This is a genomic window from Erwinia sp. PME.40.26/001, assembly GCF_055556675.1.
The window spans coordinates 518959-535877 of record NZ_JBVHNP010000001.1 but is presented as its reverse complement, the minus strand read 5'-3'; the positions used below and the strand labels follow the sequence as shown (position 1 = coordinate 535877).

The window sequence follows — 16919 nt, the reverse complement described above, 5'->3', positions numbered from 1 at the left end:
TAAAGTGAAAATGCCCTAGCCTGCCTGGCGCAAATGTTCACGTGCCAGACTGTAACGGTTAGGCCGCGCCGGGATAGCCAGCCGATCGCGCAGGGTGATGTGGGTATCATCGTTGTGCCAGTAGCCGCGGGCTTCAAGGACAGGCAGCACGTGGCGCACCACATCGTCCAGCGCTTCATTCAGTACCGGCCCGCAGAGAATAAACCCGCTGGCACCGCCCTGCTCCACCCAGCGAATAAAGGTCTCTGCCACCTGTGCCGGCGTGCCAAAGAACTCCCCCTTCGGCAGCGTGGTGCGGAAGGCCACTTCGCGCAGCGTCAGCTGCTCTTCTGCCGCCAGGCGCTTAATCTGATCGGTGGTGGAACGGAAACTGTTTTCTCCCAGCGTACCCAGTTCCGGGAACGGGCCGTCCGGATCGTACTGGCTGAAGTCATGATGGTCAAAGAAGCGGCCGAGATAGTTCAGCGCCTGCTCCAGCGACAGCAGTGACAGAAGATAGCGGTATTTTTCTTCCGCTTCTGCCGCCGTTGCGCCAACGATCGGATTGATCCCGGGGAAGATCCCTACCGGGGTGCGGCCCTGCTGCTGCACCTGCCGGTTAAGCTCAGTGGCATAGGTCCGGGCCTCTTCCAGCGTGCGCGCATTGGTGAATACCGCATCCGCCGAGGCGGCGGCCAGCCGGATACCCGACGCCGAGGCACCGGCCTGGAAGATAACCGGCTGGCCCTGCGCAGACCGCTGGATATTCAGCGGCCCTTCCACTGAAAAATGCGTGCCCTGGTGATTCAGCTTGTGCAGCTTGCTGGCATCGAAGAACTCGCCGCTCTGCCGATCGCGAATGAAGGCCCCCTCTTCCCAGGAGTCCCACAGACCCTGTACGACCTCAATATATTCGCGGGCGATCTCATAGCGCTCACCGTGCTCCGGGTGATCTTTACCAAAGTTACGCGCCGAACCGGCCAGCGGCGAGGTCACCACATTCCAGCCCGCCCGGCCGTTGCTTAACAGATCGAGCGACGCCAGCTGGCGCGCCACAGTGAACGGATCGCTGTAGGAGGTCGAAATGGTCCCCGCCAGGCCAATACGTCGGGTCACTGCCGCCAGCGACGACAGCAGAGCGACAGGTTCGAAGCGGTTGAGGAAGTGCGGCAGAGATTTTTCATTGATATGCAGGCCGTCGGCGACAAAGAGAAAGTCCAGCCCCGCCTCTTCTGCCTGATGGGCTAACTGGTGATACCAGCTGACGTTAACGCTGGCATCGGCAGGCACGCTGCGGTGACGCCAGGCGTTCATAAAGCCACCTGCGCCCTGTAGCATCAGGCCGAGCTTGATCCGCTGTGGGGTTTTCTGGCTCATGGTTCTCTCCCTGTGATGGTGAATATGCCCCCAGATTTCCATAAAACCGCTGCGGAATTAAATACCAATATCCGCTTTGCAATGCCGCATTTAGACTATCCAGCGCGCGTTTCCGCCGGCCGGAGAGAGTATGGCAGCAGGTTTACGTTTTCCTCGCCCGTGCGGCCCGGTATGATGTGGCGCTTTGGTTAACCCGATGTTATTTGCCCGCTACTACTCTGGAAGTCCTGCGTTATGATCGTACGTCCCCATCAGCACTGGTTCCCGCGCCTGTTCTCCTGGCACGGGGCGGTATTATCGAAAATTCTGTTCCGCCTCAGCCTTAACCTGCTGATGGCCGTCTTCGCCGTGATCTGTTATCAGTGGTATGAAACTCTCGGCGTTCGCCTGACCACCGCCCCATTCAGCCTGCTGGGGGTGGCGATTGCCATCTTCCTCGGCTTTCGTAACAGCGCCAGCTATGCCCGTTTTGTTGAAGCGCGCACGCTGTGGGGCGGTCTGCTGATCGCCCAGCGTTCCCTGCTGCGCCAGGCCCGTGGCGCACTGCGCCGTGACCCCGCCGCCGTGCGTGAGCTTGGCGGCCTGCTGATGGCGTTTAGCTGGAGCCTGAAGCACCAGCTGCGCGGCACCGACGCCCGCGAGGATATCTGCCGTCTGGCCCCGAAAAGCGTACAGGAAGAGGTACTGGCCAGTCCGTTTCGCGCCAACCGTTTGCTGCTGTGTATGGGGAGCTGGCTGGCAGACCGCCGTGACGAAGGTGCAATTCCTGACCTGCTGTATAACGGCATGGACGGCAATCTTAACGATCTGGCGCATATTCTGGGGGGCTGCGAGCGTATCAGCACCACGCCGATCCCCTTTGCCTACAGTCTGATTGTTCACCGCACGGTTTATCTGTTCTGCACCCTGCTGCCGTTCGCTCTGGTGGCCGATCTGCACTACATGACGCCGCTGGTGTCGGTGTTTATCTCTTACACCTTCCTGTCGCTGGAGTCGCTGGCGGAAGAGCTGGAAGATCCGTTTGGCATCGCCCCGAACGATCTGCCGCTGGACGCCATCTGTAACACCATTGAACGCATTCTCAGCGAGATGAACGACCTGACCCCACTGCCGCCGGCACACCAGCCTGACGCGAAATTTAATCTGACCTGATGGCTGACGGGCGAACCGCCACCGCAGGCTCGCCCGTCTGCCTGCCGATTGATGGGAACCCATCATCAAAGCCGTTCCGCCTGTTCCTGCTGCTGACTATAGTGAAATCATCACCCTACCCCTTATGTCAGGAGCGTTCATGTTTCCTTCGCAGTTACCCCAACCCCGTACCCTTGATGCCAAAACCGTGCCTGTCCTGCGCTGGGGGATTATCGGCCCGGGATGGATCGCCGAACGGTTTGCCAGAGCCCTGAAAACAGGCACCGCACAGCAGCTGGTGGCGGTCGCCTCTCGCTCACAGGAACGTGCCGACGCTTTCGCTCGTGAGATGGCGATCCCGCAGGCTTTTGGCAGTGCCGCAGAGCTGCTGGCCCAGCCGGATATTGATGCGGTATATATCGCCACGCCACACAACCATCACTACCCGGACGGACTGCAGGCGTTGAACGCGGGTAAACACGTACTGATTGAAAAACCGCTGGCGCTCAACGCCGCTGAAGGCCGGGCGCTGGCGGCACTGGCACAGCAGAAAGGCCTGCTGTGTATGGAAGCGATGTGGTGTGACTTCCTGCCAAAATATGACGTCATCAGTCAGCTGCTGGAAGACGGTGCGCTCGGCGATCTGCATACCCTGCTGGCCGACCACGGGGAATATTTCACCCCCGATCACCGTATTTTTAACGCCGATCTCGCCGGTGGCCCGATGCTCGATCTGGGCAGCTATCTGATTGGCTTCAGCGTCAAGGTGGCCGGTGCGCCTGCCAGCATTTATGCCACCGGGCAGCCGGTGCCTGGCGGGGTGAACGGACAGGCCTCGATGCTGCTGACGCACCACAACGGAATGCACTCGGTGCTGAATACCACGCTGTTCAGCAATACGCCGGGCGGTGCGGTGATTGCCGGGCGCGATGCCTCGCTGAATATTGCCGGGTCGTTCTATGCCCCCGGCCCGTTTACGCTGACCGCCAGCCAGGGAGGGAAAGTGCTGCACTTCGACGAGCCGCGTAACCGTTACGATCAACTGTTCCATGAGGCGGTGCATTTTGCCTGGTGCGTCGGTCAGGGGAAAACTGAATCGCCGGTGCGTCCGCTGTCGGCGTCGCTGGCCACGTTAAGCGCGATGGATGAAGTACGTCGTCAGATTGGTCAGGTGTTTAACGAGGAAAAATAACCTTTCCCCCCGGCCCGACGGCTGTACCACGACAAACGGCAGTACACTTTCAGGGGGCCTGTACGGGCCCCCTGCTGATGTTATATCGTCTGCACCTGACAGAAACTGCCTGTTTCCAGCGACCTCACCGCGGCTTCAGCTATCGCCTGCGCCTGCAGCCCGTCCTGCAGGCCGGGAACCGATACCGCCTCGCCGTTCAGTGAGCGCACAAAGGCATCCAGATGCAGATAATAGGTCTCTTTCACCCGGCTAAACCAGTCAGCGTACAGGGCCGGACGGGTGATCCCTTCGGTGGTATAGAGCGTGGCTCCCTGCGGGCTTTGTGCGCCGGATTCCGCCATGCCTTTTGACCCCAGCAGGGTGATACGCTCCTCATAGCCATACCCGGTACGGCGGGTGTTATCCAGCTGTGCCAGCGCCCCGCTGGTCATCTTCATCATCAGCACTGACGTGTCCACATCGCCAAATGCGCTGATCTCAGGCATCGCCAGCGCCGAACCCAGTGCGCCGATGATGTCGACCTCGTCCCCGGTCAGCCAGCGCAGCAGATCGAAGAAATGGATGGCCTGGTCACGCATCTGCCCCCCGGAGGTTTGCAGGTAACTCAGCGGCGGCAGCGCAGAGGCGCGACAGACCATCTGGATCAGCTCGGCTTTACCCAGCAGGCCCTGCTGCAGATGCTGCTTTAATTGATTGTGGCTGGGGTCAAATCGCCGGTTAAACCCGACGGTGACCGGCACCGGATAGCGGGAGACGTCATCCACCACCCGCCGCGCTTTATCCAGCGACAGGTCAATCGGTTTTTCACAGTATACCGCCTTGCCTGCGGCGGCAGCGGCGGTCAGGAACGCCGCATGGGAGGGCGTAGAGGTGGCAATCAGCACGCTGTCGATGGCATCACTATTGATGGCATCCAGCACGGTACTCACCCGTGCGCCGTAACGCGCGGCAACCTCACCGGCGCGGGCGCTGTCCTGGTCAGCCACCATCACCAGCTCAACATCCGGGTGGTCGGCCAGATTTTTTGCATGAACCTGACCGATAAATCCTGTGCCCAGCAGGGCAAACTTACGTTTCTGTGCCATGGTTGCGACGCCTGTTTTGGTTAAATGTTAACGTTTCGTTGCCAGGATAACGTTAACGAATATACTTGCTGAAACGACATTTTGATGGGAAGCCATCATACGGAGTGAAGGGTGAAGAAGATCACGCTGGAAGCGGTGGCAAAGCAGGCAGGCGTGGGCATTGCCACGGTTGATCGGGTTATTAATGAACGGGGTGGCGTGTCACCGGCCACCACGCGGCGGGTGCTGCAGGCAGCAAAAGAGGCGGGGCTGAAGCGAGAACTGCCCGACGCGCATCGTCAGCCCTGGCAGATTGAACTGCTGCTCAGTAGCAGCGACGCCTTTTTCTTCAGCCAGCTTTCTCAGGATTTCAGCCAGCTTGCCGGCCAGCTGGGCTATGGTCATGTCACCCTGCACCGCACGCTGATCGCAGAAGCCGAGCCGGAAAAGCTGGCAGCACATATCGTGCGGGCAGCAGCCAGCCGCGACGGGATTATCGTTTTTGCCCATGAACACCCGGCGATCTTTGCCGCGCTGGAACACTGCCGGGAACAGCAGGTACCGGTGATCACCCTGGTGACCGATCTCCCCGGCGCGGCGCGGTTGTGCCATGTCGGGATCAACCAGCTTCAGGCGGGGCGAACGGCGGGGTTACTGATGGGCAACATGCTAAACGCCCCCGGGGACATCATCATTATCAGCGGACGCTTCGACTACCTGGCGCATCGACAGCGGGTGGAGGGATTCAGTGCGGTGATTGCCGACAGGTTTCCCCATCTGCGGGTGCATAAAGTGCTGGCTGCCCGGGACGACCGCCAGCAGGTCAGCCGCCTGTTGGAAGAACAGCTTTATCATCGCCAGGAGATTCAGGGTATTTACAACACCGGACTGGGAAATCGTGAAATTGCAGAGGTGCTCGCCCGGCACCGGCTGTTGAACCGGTCCCGCTTTATTACGCACGAGCTTTACCCCACCACGCGCACACTGCTGGCGGATCATGCCGTGGTGCTGACGCTGGATCAGAATACGCGTGAACACGCCCGCCGGACGATGGCGCTGATGTTAAACCGGCTGGAGCGGGAGATCGTCCCCACGGAATATCAGGACGGGAAAGTCGGGCTAATGCTCTATACGCGGGAAAATATGTCCCCGGGGCCGGAATAACCGGCCCGGAGATCGCATCAGACTTCTTTAATGATCAGCTGCATCAGCGTACTGCGGATATCTTCACAGACCCGGCGCACGTTGTATTCATATTTCGGGGTGGCGACATCAGCAATATCGCTGCCGATTTTGTCACGTATTTCCAGGTATTTTGCCAGCTGGCCAGTGACCCGGTCGAAGCGCTGATTATACTGCTGATAAACACTGACGTTATACGCCTGCATCACCTGCAATTCATTACGACACTGAGCGACCCGGGAGTCGAAGCTGGATAACGTCTGCGGCTGAGAGACAGGCGGTGGCGGTGGATTACCCGCCGGAGCCGATCGATGAGGCAGGGTACAACCCGTCGCCAGCAGTGCGACTAACAAAACCGGAGCAAATTTATTCATCTTCTCACCAGGTCAGTATCCTGCTGTTGCAGGATTATTTACGATTTTTCCTAATGATAGCAAAAAATGTCGCCAGCTATCCACAGTACTTGCCGGGCAGGGTTAAATTTTATTATTTCCTCCTACGCGACACATTTACAGCATGCCTGAGATAACTGAGGTCAACCCCCGCCCAATATTTTTATGAATGCCACAAAGTTACCCTTTCCGCTGCTGACATTGCCCTATTATCCGCTTTTCATCCCGCCATTGAACAATAAATCGGCTATTTCAGGAGCAAAACTATGCCAGCGAAATCAGTGTCCGCCCCCCTTTCACCGCCTGCCGTTCACTTCCCGCCCGGCTTATTTGCTGCGGTGGTCATACTGGCCGCCGTTTCGCCCGGTGTATTAATGATGGCACCGGCAGTCGCCACGCAGTTACACAGCCAGTGGCAGCTTTCGACACTACAGATCGGCCACCTGTTTTCCTGCGAACTCGGCGGAATGAGTGCAGCTACGCTGCCGGCCTGGTGGTGGAGCGGGAAAGTAAACTGGCGGAAAATAGCGGCGCTGGCCGGTGCGGTGTTTATTCTGGGTAATCTGTTCTCGGCGCTGACCCACCGCGTCGACCTGCTGATGGTCTGCCGGTTTATTGCCTCGCTGGCTGGTGGCACGCTGATGATCCTGAGCATCACCTGCGCCGCCGCCGCGGCCAACACCGGGCGCATCTATGCTTACTGGGTGCTGGGCCAGTTGCTGCTGGGCACCGTCGGCCTGCTTGCCCTGCCGCCGCTGTTCGCTCATTTCGGCCTTGCCGTGGTCTATCTGCTGCTGGCATTCCTGATGTTGTGCAGCCTGCCGCTGCTGCGCTACCTGCCTGCGGGGTTTCAGCCTGCGGCGGCCAGCGCCAGTGCGCAGAGACCGGCCCCGAAGCGGCGCAAACTGTGCGCGATCCTTGCCGTCCTGCTGTTTTACGTCAGCCTGAGTGCCGTCTGGACGTTTATCGGTGAGATTGCTGTACGCGCCAGCCTGTCCGCGCAGCAGAGCGGTGACATTCTGGCCGTGGCGACAGTGGCGGGTATTATTGGCGCAGTGGGCGCGGCAGTGACGGCCGCACGTTTCCGCCCCGGCACGTTGCTGTGGACAGGCTATGTCCTGCTGGTGCTGGCGATTATGCTACTGGTCCATCATCCGCTGGCGATCCGCTTTGTGCTGGCTGCCATCATCTTTAAATTTACCTGGACCTTTTTGGCCCCCTTCACCATGGCGCACGTCGCCGCGCTGGACAACGACGGAAAGCTGATGAATAACATCAATCTGGTGATTGGCGGAGGCATGGCGCTGGGGCCGTCGCTGGGGGCCACCCTGCTGACCTCTTACGGTGGGATGAACGGCCTGCTGGCAGGGGCGCTGGCGAGCGCCGTGGTCTCCGGACTGCTGCTGTTTGACTTCAGCTAAGAAGAAACTCCGCCCTCCTCTGCCGCAGTTTGCGCCGGGCGCAGGGCACGAAACAGGGTCTGCAGCGTGACGATCTCGCCTTCCTCAGCCTGAACGCGTGGGTCAACCAACATACACAGCGAGCTGGTGCGCCGCTGGCCGCTGCTCAGGGGCAGCCGCTGCAGCTCCCCGCTTTCCAGCCATGGGGCAATCTGTGACGCCGGTAGCCAGGCGTATCCCACCTGGTGCAGAACCGCCTCAACGGCGGCTTCGATACTGGTAAACGTCCAGTTCTCTGAGGCAGCCGGCTGGCCATCCTGCTGACGCTGACGGTCGCGAATTTCCACCCGAGGAAAGCTGGCCAGCGTGCTGTGGCTCAGGGGGGACGCCAGCGCCAGCAGCGGGTGGTCGCGCTGGGCTACAGCGATAAAATCAATATCCAGCAAGCTTTCGGCCGGGCACTGCCCGCAGCTTTCACGCGTCAGGATCAGAATATCCGCCTGCCGCTGCTGCAACTGCTGTGCGCTTTCCCCGCGCAACACCTCCGTCAGGTGTACCTGGGTGGCCGGGTGGCGCTGCTGAAACTGACGCAGCACGCCAAACAACAGTCCCCGGGGAAAGATGCTGTCGACCACCAGATCAATTCGCGCCCGGCTCCCCGCTTTCAGCGAAGCAGCGCGGTTCTCCAGCTGGTGAAACGCATCCAGTAATGGCCGGGCCTGTGCCAGCAGGATCTGACCTTCCGGGGTCAGCACGGCCCGCCGCCCCTGCGGCGTCAGCAGCGCAATGCCCAGCCGCTCCTGCATCAGTCCCAGCTGATAGCTGATCGCCGACTGGCTGCGATTGACCCGTTCGGCGGCGCGCGCAAAGCTGCCGCAGGCGATCACTTCCTGTAATAGCTCCCACTGTTCAATGCTGGTTTTGCTTAACATGGACTTCTCATCGAAAATTTAGATCATTTTGTCACAAAATTAGCGTTATTCATCGAAAAAATCCAGAGTTACAGTAGGGGCTGACATTATTAAGGAGAAACATGATGACCCGTTTTAATCAGCATGACCTGAGTCAGTTCGTGGGCAAACATCTGGTGTATACCTACGACAATGGCTGGGATTACGAGATCTATGTGAAAAATGCCAACACGGTAGACTACCGTATCCACAGCGGGATGGTAGGAAATCGCTGGGTGAAAGATCAGCAGGCCTTTATCGTCCGCATTGCTGCCGAAGTCTATAAAATTTCATGGCATGAACCCACCGGGACCAGCGTGAGCCTGGTGGTGAATCTGAGCGATAACATTTTCCACGGCACCATCTTCTTCCCGCGCTGGGTGATGAATAATCCGCAGCAGACCGTCTGCTTCCAGAATGATCATATTGCACAGATGGAGGCCTATCGCGATGCAGGTCCAGTCTGGCCGGTTGAAGTGATTGATGAGTTTGCGACGCTGACGCTAATCCGCGACTGCGGAGAGAACAATGAAGAGGTGATTAACTGTGCAGCCAGTGAATTACCAGCAGATTTCCCGGCGGGATTATAGCAGAAGGGGCGGCCCCGTCAGGGCCGCCCCTTGTCACCGTTATTGACAGTATCGGGGCTTATTTAGCGAGGATATTGTTCACGGCGGCAGCGTGGCCGGTTTTGTCTTTGGCGTTCGAGATCACCTGAATCACGGTGAACTTGTTATCTGCCGCAGAAAGCAGCGTGGCCTGCTGCACGTTATTGCCATCCATCTTATCGGTGGCTTCGATGTGATAGACTTCCAGACCTTTGACATTTTCTGTCTTTTCGCTGAGAACTTTATAGTCCGGCGAAGCCTGTTTCTGTTTGTCTTTGATGGATTTCATGCCATTAATGAAATCGGCATCCGTTGCACCGCGACCGGCGACCGGGATGTCATCTTCACCGATCAGCATGACGCGTTTTTCCGCCTTGTTGACGTACATTTTGCCCGGGCCACCGCCGGGAACAGGCTGTACTTCATACCCTTGCAGGTTGAAAGCAAGATGGTCGCCCAGCAGCGAGACTTTTTGCGATGCTGCCGCGCCTGCTGTCGTCGTTTTCGCTTCTGCCGCTACGGCAATATTTGCAGCACTGCTTAATGCAACAGCCATACACAGGGAACCAGCCAGAGTCATTGATTTAGTGAATTTCATTTATTCGACCTTCCATCTTCAAATTAAGTTTTATTGTATTAATATTACCGGCGTGAGAACTATCAGATTACTCTCGAAAGAGTCAGTCTATTTACCATACATTTCCCACATGCACAGCCCGACTCCCGTTAAGAATAAAATTAACGGCCAGTAACGCACAGGAACAAAAAAGAATTGATGCGTTATCTCTGCCTGATACATCGGACGGCTGTCCGTCATCCGGGCAATCAGCAGTATAAATGCTTCTTTTCTCAGGGCTAAAACCAGAGCCAGCGACAGGGTAGCGGACAGGATCAGGGTTACCCCCACCGTCCATAAGTGCGCCGAATAATAACCGACCGGCCAGAAAACATCGAATAGCCATTGACAGATGACGTAGGCGATGGAAATAAACACGGCAATAAAAAAACCAACGCCGCTCCAAATCATCATAAATTTGCCTTAAATGCCGAACTATCCTGAAGGTGAAAAATAAGTTTATTCTATTTTCTCTGGATTGCCATAAAAAAAAGGGCAGCCTGAGGCTGCCCTTTTATTCTCTGTGACAGAATTACATCTGTACCAGGTTTTTAATTTTCACATCGGGATTCACATCCGCGGCATAATCCACGCCGTCCAGACCAAAGCCGAACAGATGCATAAACTCGGCCTTGTAACCGGCAAAGTCAGACACATCGTTCAGCGTTTCGTCGGTTACGGTCTGCCACAGGCGGGCGACTTCGTCCTGCACTTCTGGCTGCAGCTCTTTGTAATCAGCGCGCAGACGTCCGGTGTCATCCAGAATCGGCGAGGCGTTATAAAGACTGTCTTTAAACAGGCCGTAGACCTGCTCAATACAGCCCTCATGGGTGCCTTTCTCTTTCATCACCTTGAACAGCAGTGACAGGTACAGCGGCATCACCGGGATAGCAGAGCTGGCCTGAGTCACTACTGCTTTCAGCACGGAAACGCGCGCGTCGCCGTTGCCGTGAGCGGCCAGGGTATCGCGGATGGTCAGAACACGCTTATCCAAATCCTTCTTCGCTTCACCGATAGAGCCGTTCCAGTAGATATCATGGGTGATTTTTTCGCCCAGATAGGTGAAGGCGGTTGTTTTAGCACCTTCAGCCAGCACGCCAGCTTCCAGCAGCGCATCAATCCACATCTGCCAGTCTTCGCCGCCCATCACCGCCACGGTGCCGTCGATCTCTTCCTGGCTCGCGGGCTCAAGCGCAACGTCAGTCAGGGTTTCTTTGTCGGTGTTCAGACCGCGGGTCGTCAGCGGCTTACCGATGGGCTTCAGGGTGGAGTTAAAGACTTCACCGGTTTTTGGATGCGTACGGCGCGGGGCCGCCAGGCTGTAAACGACCAGGTCAATCTGACCCAGATCTTCTTTAATCAGTTCAATGGTTTTCTGCTTTACGGCATCAGAATAGGCGTCACCATTGATGCTTTTCGCATACAGGCCTTTTTCTGTAGCGAATTCTTCAAAGGCCGCAGAGTTGTACCAGCCTGCGGTCGCTGGCTTGGTTTCTTCACCCGGACGCTCGAAGAACACGCCCAGCGTGTCAGCGCCACAGCCAAACGCAGCAGAGATGCGTGCCGCCAGGCCGTAACCTGTAGAGGCACCAATCACCAGCACTTTCTTCGGGCCGGAGGCGATCGCGCCCTGAGCGGTGACATACTCGATCTGTTTTGCTACGTTCGCTTTACAGCCCTCGGGATGGGCAGTAACACAGATGAAGCCACGGATACGTGGTTTAATAATCATATTGACCTCAGTATATGAAACGCTAATGACCCGTCTTGCTGCGAGTCGTCATTTTTCATGAAATAAGGGCGCTAGAATACCGTTTCTCTCGGTTCAGGCAAAGCCCGGAAACGCGCTTATCACACCACAGCGGCGTTATCGCGGGCATTTGCTCAGAGATTAAGCGCCTTTTCAGCCTGCATCAGATACTCTGCCCTCTCCTTTTCCGGCACCATACCGCCGCCCGTGGCCCACACCAGATGGGTTGCCCCGGCGAAGGCATCTATCCCCTGCTCCGCCAGCTGCTGTGGATGGGCGCTGAGACGCCAGGGTCCGCTCATCCCGGCCAGGGCAGAAGGTTCCAGCGCCAGCGACTCATGCTGCTGCATCAGCCCCAGCAGCGCATACATCTCCTGGTCACTGACCGTATAAAAGGCGCTGATCAATCGCTCCATCGCACGGCCAACAAAACCCGAAGCACGCCCTACCGCCAGTCCATCAGCAGCGGTCAGATTATCAATGCCCAGGTCCTGCACGGCGATGCGGTCATGCAGTCCGGTGTGAACCCCCAGCAGCATGCAGGGAGAGTGCGTCGGTTCGGCAAAAATGCAGTGTACGTGATCACCAAACGCCAGCTTGAGGCCGAAAGCCACCCCGCCGGGGCCGCCGCCCACGCCGCAGGGCAGATAGACAAACAGCGGACGATCGGCGTCCACCGCGATCTTCTGCGCGTCGAACTGCTGCTTCAGACGTTCCCCGGCCACCGCATAGCCCAAAAACAGGTTGTGCGAATTCTCATCATCTATAAAGAAACAGTGTGGGTCGGCGGCGGCCTGGCGACGTCCTTCCGCCACCGCGACACCGTAATCCTGCTGATACTCCACCACCCTGACGCCACGCTCGCGCAGCATCTGTTTTTTCCACGCTCTGGCGTCGGCCGACATGTGTACCGTGACGTCAAACCCCAGGCTGGCGCTGATAATGCCGATAGAGAGCCCAAGATTACCGGTGGAGCCGACGGCGATGCGCTGCTGGCTGAAAAGCTGGCGACACGCCGGTCCGGACAGGCGCAGGTAATCGTCAGCGGTGGTCAACAACCCGGCGTCGATGGCCAGTTTTTCGGCATGAGCCAGCACCTCATAGATGCCTCCCCGGGCTTTGATTGATCCCGAAACGGGCAGATGACTGTCTTTTTTCAGCCACAGCCTGCCCCCCAGCGTCTGCCCGTAGCGCGCATCCAGGACGGGTTGCAGCTGCGGTAACGCACAGAGTTCAGACTCAATAATGCCCTGCCACGGCCGGGTTTCGGGAAAGGTTTCCATCAGCCAGGGGGCAAAACGCTGCAGGCGCGCACTGGCTTCTGCCACCTGCTCACGGGTCAATCCTACGTAAGGGTAGGCTTCGTTGAGTGTCGTGGACTTGGGATTAAACCAGGTAACCGGTTGTAAGGAACAAAGCTCATTAAGTAGAGGAAAATCCTGCCTGAGGCGTTCAACATCCATTAACATGGTGACTTCTCCTGTCACGGTACAGTGAGCGGACTGATGTTGGCTGCGAGTGGATAAATACCCGCTAAAAGCCAAAGTTTGATCTCATTCAAATTTTTGAAAAATATAAGAAAATTTCTGATATGCATTTTATCTGCATAATTACCGTCTGCCAACTGTTGCCATAGCAGGTCGCTGCAGGGGCAGCTGCTAACTATGCAATCAGGCAGTGAGAATCCCTGCCCACACCGTCATTTCACAATATTTTAAAAACTTTGAAACCTTTTTTTGATGTTAAATTATCCGCGACTCAGTGAGATGTACTGAGTCATCCACGGTATTACAGTATTTATAACTAAGCGCCACCCGCCCGCGATGTCATACGCCACACGGACAGGCGCTAAACAAAAAAGGTTTGTTATGGAAAAGCTCTCTTACGTTTCTGAAGGCAGCAAAACGGCCTGGTCAACTTACTTACAACAGATCGATCGTGTCGCACCCTATCTGGGTGACCTGTCGCGCTGGGTGGATACCCTGCGTCATCCTAAACGTGCCCTGATTGTCGACATCCCCCTGCAGATGGACGATGGCAGCATTCGCCACTTTGAAGGTTTCCGCGTTCAGCACAACCTGTCACGTGGACCAGGCAAAGGCGGCGTGCGTTACCATCCTAACGTCGATCTTAATGAAGTGATGGCCCTGTCTGCCTGGATGACCATCAAATGTGCGGCTGTCAACCTGCCCTACGGGGGAGCGAAAGGCGGTATCCGTGTCGATCCATTCAGCCTGTCAGAAGGGGAGCTTGAGCGTCTGACGCGTCGCTACACCAGTGAAATCGGCCTGATTATCGGCCCGCAAAAAGATATTCCCGCACCGGACGTCGGTACCAATTCTAAAGTGATGGCGTGGATGATGGACACCTACTCCATGAACCAGGGCACCACGATCACCGGTGTGGTCACTGGTAAACCGATCCATCTGGGCGGATCGCTGGGCCGTGAAAAAGCCACCGGACGCGGCGTGTTTATTACCGGTCGCGAAGTGGCTCGCCGCAGCGGCATCGAGATTGAAGGTGCCAAAGTCGCCGTTCAGGGCTTCGGTAACGTCGGCAGTGAAGCTGCCCGCCTGTTTAACGATGCCGGCGCGCGCGTGGTGGTGATCCAGGACCATACCGCCACCCTGTATAATCCGGCCGGTATCGACCTGGTCGCGCTGAGTGAATGGCAACTGGCCAACAAAAAGATTGCCGGCTTCAGCGGTGCAGAAGTGATCGACGATGAGGCTTTCTGGGACGTGGAGATGGATATTCTGATCCCGGCGGCGCTGGAAGGTCAGATCACCCGCCAGCGTGCGGAAAAACTGCACTGTCGCCTGGTGCTGGAAGGGGCGAACGGCCCAACCTTCCCGGAAGCCGACGATGTGCTGGCCTCACGCGGCATCACCGTGGTGCCGGACGTGGTCTGTAACGCCGGCGGCGTTACCGTCAGTTACTTTGAGTGGGTTCAGGATATGGCCAGCTTCTTCTGGAGCGAGAGCGAAATCAACGAGCGCATGGATAAGATCATGACGGAAGCGATGGTACACGTATGGGAAAAATCGCGGGAGAAATCCTGCAGCCTGCGTACCGCCGCCTACATTGTGGCTTGTGAACGCATTCTGATGGCGCGTAAAGATCGCGGTATCTATCCTGGCTGATGCGTGAGCGGGGTGGAGATGTCTGCCCCGCTACCTGCGGTTATCCTCCACCCTTTCAGCGCCTGATAGCATCTATCAAAACTATCACCTCCATCCTTCCCTCCGGCATAAGTTTGATCCGCTTCAAAGAATTTATGTTTCATTAACTTTATAAATGGAATTTAAATTCCCTTTCCCTTACTGTCGTCCGCACTGTTAGCGACAAAAGCGCCTTTCTGTGCGAATCAGCCGAACATAAAAGATAATTTATTATCATTCTTTATGATAGAAAATGAGTGAATCTCATTAAAACGATATGTGCTCCGCTCAGACATCACAGTGCCAACTGACGAACTGACCGGAGAGGTAAAAGGTAGCCCACGCTTGCGTCGCAACGCAGGCGGGATACATTGAAGTAGGGTTGGCAGGATGACTGGCAGGCAACGAACGTTGCCTGCCCTTTTTTCAGGCTTTGGTGATGCCCGCTTCGGCTTCGGCCTGCTGGTAACGCTGCTTAAAGGCGTCGTTCTCCTCCACCAGGCGCAGCGCAGCTTCGATCAGCTCATTCTGCACCAGGGTGGTGGCACCCTCGCTGGTTTTCCAGTGAATGTACATCACGCACAGCGCGGCAACCTGCAGTTTATCCCCTTCGTCATTGCTGCCATCAAAGCCATATTCCGCCAGCGACCAGTGGTAAACCGGCACGACAAACGGCATATCGCCGCTTTCATCCAGCTCCGGCAACGTGGTGAACAGTGCCACCATCTCCGGTGTCGCCTCGTAGTTCTGGCGACCGATGGCATCCATCTGCCGGCCGTGGGCGCGGGTTTTATTCGCCTGCTTCTGCTTAATTTTGGCGCGTTTGTTACGTTTATCCTGTTTAGTGCTCACATGTTTTCCGGTCTGTAAGAATGATGGCGGCAGGATAGCATATCCGGTCAGGATTTCCCGATCATCAGCGACACCAGGCCGGCGGCAATGAGGGGCCCGACGGGCACCCCGCGGAATAATGAAACGCCAATAATCGTCCCAATCAGCAGGCCGCCGACCACGGTGGGTTGACTGCTCATCAGCGTCACGCCGCGCCCGCCAACCCAGGAAACGAAAATGCCTACCGCAATGGCCAGCAGCGACTTCCAGTTTAGAAAGGAGTGCATCAGGGTGGTGGCGGGTAGCGTGCCGCTGGCGATGGGGGCCATCACCCCGATGGTCAGGATAATGATCCCCACCGTCACTCCCTGTTTTTCAATCCAGGGAAAGGTCTGTTGCAGCGGCGTCATGCGGATGGCGACCAGCACCAGCAGCGCGATGGTGACCGTCATGTTATGGCTGAAGTAGCTCAGAGCAGCGAGGAACAGCAGTATGGCGAGGGACAGATCGAACATTTTCATCTTCCTGATAAACAGTGACATAGCATCTTGTGCTAACAGCATAAGCATTTTCCGTAACGACTCTACTATTTTTTCCCTCTTTCTGCGCAATCCCGCCCGCCCGCGGTTCAACGGCGAAATTACTGCACCGCCTCCAGGGCGGCCTGCAGGCTGACCTGCGGACCGCTCAGTACCGCCAGCGTGCTGTTGACACGTTTTTCCGCCCCGCTCATCGACGCCTGCGCCAGCACGATGCAGCCAAGGGCACACTCTGGCCGCTGCTGAATATAGTCGGCGATCTGCTGATGATAGCCGTCAATATCCCCCTGGTTAAACCAGGCCCAGGCGCGGGGTACCAGCTCGACGTAAAGCCGGTTGCCGGGAATAAAGGCGCTGAACAGCTCGGTGGTGGAGGCCAGCGTCGACTGGGCCGTACACAGCACCAGAATGGTACCGTGATAGCGCGAGGCCACTTTCGCCAGCGTCGCATCCACCCGCAGCACCGGCTTGCTGAATTCCGCGTCCCACACCGCCACACCCAGCGTGGTGCAGGTGACGATCACCACATCGGCCTGCTGACACAGCTCTGCAATCGCCTGGCGCGTGGCAGCGATAACCTCCGGCGTGACGCCCTGCTCACCCTGCGTGCGGGCAAACAGATCGGCCTCAACGCGGTGTAACAGCTGTACGTCATCATAATCCAGCGCGTTCAGCGCCTGTTCGAACACCTCAATATTACTCCGCGCCGCGTGCAGGCAGGCAATCGTGGTCATATCCATATCTCTT

The 16919-nt window shown here is 57.2% G+C and carries 17 protein-coding genes; 6 read left to right on the top strand and 11 right to left on the bottom strand.

What is annotated here, in order from left to right:
• Window positions 1-15 precede the first annotated feature (15 nt).
• Window positions 16-1356, bottom strand: coding sequence for an LLM class flavin-dependent oxidoreductase (locus ACZ3HG_RS02785; RefSeq protein WP_465331741.1), 1341 nt, complete (start codon window positions 1354-1356; stop codon window positions 16-18).
• Window positions 1357-1590: 234 nt separating this feature from the next.
• Between ACZ3HG_RS02785 and ACZ3HG_RS02780 the strand changes: the two genes are divergently transcribed.
• A complete protein-coding gene (locus tag ACZ3HG_RS02780; protein ID WP_191932317.1) occupies window positions 1591-2508 on the top strand; it encodes a bestrophin family protein in 918 nt (305 codons plus the stop codon).
• A gap of 139 nt (window positions 2509-2647) precedes the next feature.
• Window positions 2648-3679, top strand: a complete 1032-nt coding sequence (locus ACZ3HG_RS02775) for a Gfo/Idh/MocA family protein (protein WP_191932316.1) — start codon at window positions 2648-2650, stop codon at window positions 3677-3679.
• An 80-nt stretch (window positions 3680-3759) separates the two neighbouring features.
• Here the strand turns inward: ACZ3HG_RS02775 and ACZ3HG_RS02770 are convergent, their stop codons facing one another.
• Entirely contained in the window at window positions 3760-4764 is a 1005-nt protein-coding gene (locus ACZ3HG_RS02770; protein ID WP_465331738.1) for a Gfo/Idh/MocA family oxidoreductase, read from the bottom strand.
• A gap of 111 nt (window positions 4765-4875) precedes the next feature.
• Between ACZ3HG_RS02770 and ACZ3HG_RS02765 the strand changes: the two genes are divergently transcribed.
• Entirely contained in the window at window positions 4876-5907 is a 1032-nt protein-coding gene (locus ACZ3HG_RS02765) for a LacI family DNA-binding transcriptional regulator (protein ID WP_465331736.1), read from the top strand.
• A 17-nt stretch (window positions 5908-5924) separates the two neighbouring features.
• On the opposite strand, the gene ACZ3HG_RS02760 is transcribed toward ACZ3HG_RS02765, so the two are convergent.
• Window positions 5925-6299 (bottom strand): hypothetical protein, encoded by a 375-nt coding sequence (locus ACZ3HG_RS02760; protein ID WP_191935920.1) that lies wholly within the window; start codon window positions 6297-6299, stop codon window positions 5925-5927.
• Window positions 6300-6583: 284 nt separating this feature from the next.
• Here ACZ3HG_RS02760 and ACZ3HG_RS02755 point away from each other — a divergent pair, with 284 nt between their 5' ends.
• Window positions 6584-7738, top strand: coding sequence for an MFS transporter (locus ACZ3HG_RS02755; protein ID WP_465331733.1), 1155 nt, complete (start codon window positions 6584-6586; stop codon window positions 7736-7738).
• Here the strand turns inward: ACZ3HG_RS02755 and ACZ3HG_RS02750 are convergent.
• Entirely contained in the window at window positions 7735-8649 is a 915-nt protein-coding gene (locus ACZ3HG_RS02750; RefSeq protein ID WP_191932311.1) for a LysR family transcriptional regulator, read from the bottom strand. The genes ACZ3HG_RS02755 and ACZ3HG_RS02750 overlap by 4 nt on opposite strands.
• A gap of 101 nt (window positions 8650-8750) precedes the next feature.
• On the opposite strand from ACZ3HG_RS02750, the gene ACZ3HG_RS02745 reads away from it, so the two are divergent.
• Window positions 8751-9257: a phenolic acid decarboxylase gene (locus ACZ3HG_RS02745; protein ID WP_191932310.1), complete on the top strand. Its 507-nt coding sequence runs from the start codon at window positions 8751-8753 to the stop codon at window positions 9255-9257.
• Window positions 9258-9315: 58 nt separating this feature from the next.
• Here the strand turns inward: ACZ3HG_RS02745 and ACZ3HG_RS02740 are convergent, their stop codons facing one another.
• The 4 genes from ACZ3HG_RS02740 to ACZ3HG_RS02725 all read right to left on the bottom strand — a co-directional run bounded on the left by ACZ3HG_RS02740 (window position 9316) and on the right by ACZ3HG_RS02725 (window position 13104).
• Window positions 9316-9873 carry a hypothetical protein gene (locus ACZ3HG_RS02740; protein WP_191932309.1) on the bottom strand — a complete coding sequence of 186 codons (558 nt, stop codon included), beginning with the start codon at window positions 9871-9873 and terminating at the stop codon, window positions 9316-9318.
• A gap of 87 nt (window positions 9874-9960) precedes the next feature.
• Window positions 9961-10305, bottom strand: a complete 345-nt coding sequence (locus tag ACZ3HG_RS02735) for a hypothetical protein (RefSeq protein ID WP_191932308.1) — start codon at window positions 10303-10305, stop codon at window positions 9961-9963.
• Between the two features lie 118 nt (window positions 10306-10423).
• Entirely contained in the window at window positions 10424-11623 is a 1200-nt protein-coding gene (gene fabV / locus ACZ3HG_RS02730; RefSeq protein ID WP_191932307.1) for an enoyl-ACP reductase FabV, read from the bottom strand.
• 152 nt (window positions 11624-11775) lie between these two features.
• Window positions 11776-13104, bottom strand: coding sequence for a D-serine ammonia-lyase (locus tag ACZ3HG_RS02725; RefSeq protein WP_191933086.1), 1329 nt, complete (start codon window positions 13102-13104; stop codon window positions 11776-11778).
• 405 nt (window positions 13105-13509) lie between these two features.
• Between ACZ3HG_RS02725 and ACZ3HG_RS02720 the strand changes: the two genes are divergently transcribed.
• Window positions 13510-14784, top strand: a complete 1275-nt coding sequence (locus tag ACZ3HG_RS02720; RefSeq protein WP_191932306.1) for a Glu/Leu/Phe/Val family dehydrogenase — start codon at window positions 13510-13512, stop codon at window positions 14782-14784.
• A 444-nt stretch (window positions 14785-15228) separates the two neighbouring features.
• Here ACZ3HG_RS02720 and ACZ3HG_RS02715 read toward each other — a convergent pair whose 3' ends face one another.
• From ACZ3HG_RS02715 to ACZ3HG_RS02705, 3 genes are all read right to left on the bottom strand, one after another.
• Window positions 15229-15654, bottom strand: a complete 426-nt coding sequence (locus ACZ3HG_RS02715; RefSeq protein WP_465331729.1) for a hypothetical protein — start codon at window positions 15652-15654, stop codon at window positions 15229-15231.
• 47 nt (window positions 15655-15701) lie between these two features.
• A complete protein-coding gene (locus ACZ3HG_RS02710) occupies window positions 15702-16148 on the bottom strand; it encodes a DUF441 domain-containing protein (RefSeq protein WP_062743327.1) in 447 nt (148 codons plus the stop codon).
• Window positions 16149-16273: 125 nt separating this feature from the next.
• Window positions 16274-16906, bottom strand: a complete 633-nt coding sequence (locus ACZ3HG_RS02705) for a hypothetical protein (protein ID WP_191932304.1) — start codon at window positions 16904-16906, stop codon at window positions 16274-16276.
• Window positions 16907-16919 lie beyond the last annotated feature (13 nt).

Bases quoted from the DNA above. Each gene is read 5' to 3' on its own strand.
- ACZ3HG_RS02785 (WP_465331741.1), bottom strand. From the start codon at position 1,356: ATGAGCCAGAAAACCCCACAGCGGATCAAGCTCGGCCTGATGCTACAG.
- ACZ3HG_RS02780 (WP_191932317.1), top strand. From the start codon at position 1,591: ATGATCGTACGTCCCCATCAGCACTGGTTCCCGCGCCTGTTCTCCTGG.
- ACZ3HG_RS02775 (WP_191932316.1), top strand. From the start codon at position 2,648: ATGTTTCCTTCGCAGTTACCCCAACCCCGTACCCTTGATGCCAAAACC.
- ACZ3HG_RS02770 (WP_465331738.1), bottom strand. From the start codon at position 4,764: ATGGCACAGAAACGTAAGTTTGCCCTGCTGGGCACAGGATTTATCGGT.
- ACZ3HG_RS02760 (WP_191935920.1), bottom strand. From the start codon at position 6,299: ATGAATAAATTTGCTCCGGTTTTGTTAGTCGCACTGCTGGCGACGGGT.
- ACZ3HG_RS02755 (WP_465331733.1), top strand. From the start codon at position 6,584: ATGCCAGCGAAATCAGTGTCCGCCCCCCTTTCACCGCCTGCCGTTCAC.
- ACZ3HG_RS02750 (WP_191932311.1), bottom strand. From the start codon at position 8,649: ATGTTAAGCAAAACCAGCATTGAACAGTGGGAGCTATTACAGGAAGTG.
- ACZ3HG_RS02745 (WP_191932310.1), top strand. From the start codon at position 8,751: ATGATGACCCGTTTTAATCAGCATGACCTGAGTCAGTTCGTGGGCAAA.
- ACZ3HG_RS02740 (WP_191932309.1), bottom strand. From the start codon at position 9,873: ATGAAATTCACTAAATCAATGACTCTGGCTGGTTCCCTGTGTATGGCT.
- ACZ3HG_RS02735 (WP_191932308.1), bottom strand. From the start codon at position 10,305: ATGATGATTTGGAGCGGCGTTGGTTTTTTTATTGCCGTGTTTATTTCC.
- fabV (WP_191932307.1), bottom strand. From the start codon at position 11,623: ATGATTATTAAACCACGTATCCGTGGCTTCATCTGTGTTACTGCCCAT.
- ACZ3HG_RS02725 (WP_191933086.1), bottom strand. From the start codon at position 13,104: ATGGATGTTGAACGCCTCAGGCAGGATTTTCCTCTACTTAATGAGCTT.
- ACZ3HG_RS02720 (WP_191932306.1), top strand. From the start codon at position 13,510: ATGGAAAAGCTCTCTTACGTTTCTGAAGGCAGCAAAACGGCCTGGTCA.
- ACZ3HG_RS02710 (WP_062743327.1), bottom strand. From the start codon at position 16,148: ATGTTCGATCTGTCCCTCGCCATACTGCTGTTCCTCGCTGCTCTGAGC.
- ACZ3HG_RS02705 (WP_191932304.1), bottom strand. From the start codon at position 16,906: ATGACCACGATTGCCTGCCTGCACGCGGCGCGGAGTAATATTGAGGTG.